At 39.2% G+C, this 1,974-nt stretch carries 2 protein-coding genes; both read left to right on the top strand.

The genetic code is table 11. From position 1 onward, the window contains the following. Positions 1-521: 521 nt before the first annotated feature. Positions 522-1,703 carry a protein rep gene (locus tag FTT72_RS16065; protein WP_180178690.1) on the top strand — a complete coding sequence of 394 codons (1,182 nt, stop codon included), beginning with the start codon at positions 522-524 and terminating at the stop codon, positions 1,701-1,703. Further along, positions 1,693-1,938: a hypothetical protein gene (locus FTT72_RS16060; protein WP_180178689.1), complete on the top strand. Its 246-nt coding sequence runs from the start codon at positions 1,693-1,695 to the stop codon at positions 1,936-1,938. The genes FTT72_RS16065 and FTT72_RS16060 overlap by 11 nt, the downstream gene beginning before the upstream one ends. The last annotated feature ends 36 nt before the right edge of the window (positions 1,939-1,974 follow it).

The following is a 1,974-nucleotide window of genomic DNA, read 5'->3' as shown; positions in this document are numbered from 1 at the left end:
CGTGAATACGGATGAAGATCGTTATTTTGTTCATGAAGTTCTCTCCAGTGATGATTTTAAAAACGATGTCCGAACATATATAGCAAGTTGACCCTTTTACAGCCTGACATAAGTCGGGCTTTTTTTTGGAACGAACTAAAGATTATATAAGTAATCTGTAGTTACCGAACGAGTGTCTACGAGTGACGACACCGCAATAAAAACCACAGAACCTTCCCTCCCTGATTACAAAGCTCCCATGAAAACTAAGATCGGTAAGTATTAGCGAAGCGACGCAAACGCCGAGGAGCCATCGACGAGGCTAAGGCGATAGCGAGCATGACAACTTGTGATCTTGATTTTTTTAGAATTATTGGAGTATATTGGCCTTGCACCGTAGTCCTATCTATGCTGTAAACAACTTACAAACGGAACATAAAGCGAGCATTGCGACTCCTCCGAACCAATTTAGATAGGCAAAAAAATGGGCTCACTGTGCGCTAACACATGAACCCGTGATGAACATTAATCTAGGAATGTCCATGAATACATTTTATGGGGAAAATCCGTCCCCTTCAAGCCCGAATTGGGTCAAAAATAGCCGTCCCCTTGGTATACAGACGAAATCTCCTGCCATCCTTACGCCACAAGGGTTTCAGAGGGTTCACGATTACCTCCTTCAAGATCAAGCAAGAAAGCTTCTTCCTAAAGAACGTGTTTCTAAATGTCGTCGTTTTAAGATAGATAAAACAAAACCTCGTACAGTCATGTACAACGAAAATCGCTGTAAGGCTCATTATGGCAATGTACAAATTTGCGGTTCTATCTGGTCATGTCCTGTATGTGCTAAACACATCACCGAACAAAGACGCAATGAATTAAAAACAGGTTTAGAAAAATGGAAAACCGTTCATAAAGGCTCTGTTTACCTCCTTACGCTCACTTTTAGCCATTCACAAGATCAATCCCTAAAAATGCTCTTAGAGGGGCAGAAAAAGGCATACAAGCGATTCTTTGAGGGTCGTAAGGTCGTATCCATTTTTAAAAAATTGGGTATTGAATACAAAATTAAGGGTCAGGAAGTCACATACGGTCAAAATGGTTGGCATCCCCATAATCACGTTTTGCTTTTAGCTTCACATCACGATCTATATTTTAAAAATTACGCTTCTGAATTAGCAGAACAATGGATTAATGCCTGTGTTAAATCAGGTCTTAATGCTCCATCAATGAAACATGGATTAGATTTATGCAATGGGTACTACGCTGAACAATACGTTGCTAAATGGGGTCTTGAGGATGAAGTAACTAAGGGACATATTAAAAAAGGTCGAAACGGAAGTTATAGCCCATTCGATTTATTGCAGCTCTCTATCTCTGAGGAAATTGTTCACGGACGTTCTTCAGGAAAATTATTCCAAGAATTTGCTATTGCTATGAAAGGCAGTCGTCAATTGGTTTGGGCTAGAGGTCTTAAATCTCTACTTGAAATTGATGATAAGTCAGACGAGGAATTAGCAGAAGAAACAGACAAGACTTCAATCACTCTTACACCTGTTGAGGATCTCGTCTTTAGTCTGCTTTGCACATATCAAAAACGTCATGAATACCTGGAAGCAATTAGCAGGGATTATGAAAACGGATGTTTTGGAAATGGTGAAGCCGACAAACTTATTAACGATTTGGTTCAAACAGAAATTAGGAGATTGGAAAATGCTTATTGAGAAAGTTGTTTTACTTAATGCGGAAAAATCAAAACAAGGTTATACGGCAGAAGTCGAGCTGGAGACAGCAGACGGTTTTGGTTTTTGTGGCCCAATTGAATTTGATAAAGATTGGAATTACAGCTTAGGCTTTTTAAATACATTCGTGAATACGGATGAAGATCGTTATTTTGTTCATGAAGTTCTCTCCAGTGATGATTTTAAAAACGATGTCCGAACATATATAGCAAGTTGACCCTTTTACAGCCTGACATAAGTCGGGCTTTTTTTT

The organism is Acinetobacter sp. YH01005, from assembly GCF_013420465.1.
Classification (GTDB): Bacteria; Pseudomonadota; Gammaproteobacteria; order Pseudomonadales; family Moraxellaceae; genus Acinetobacter; species Acinetobacter amyesii.
Note: the sequence above shows the minus strand (reverse complement) of the source record. Positions and strands in the feature narration are given on the sequence as shown.

Excerpts from the sequence above, each read along its gene's own strand:
- FTT72_RS16065 (WP_180178690.1), top strand. The coding sequence starts at position 522 with ATGAATACATTTTATGGGGAAAATCCGTCCCCTTCAAGCCCGAATTGG.
- FTT72_RS16060 (WP_180178689.1), top strand. The coding sequence starts at position 1,693 with ATGCTTATTGAGAAAGTTGTTTTACTTAATGCGGAAAAATCAAAACAA.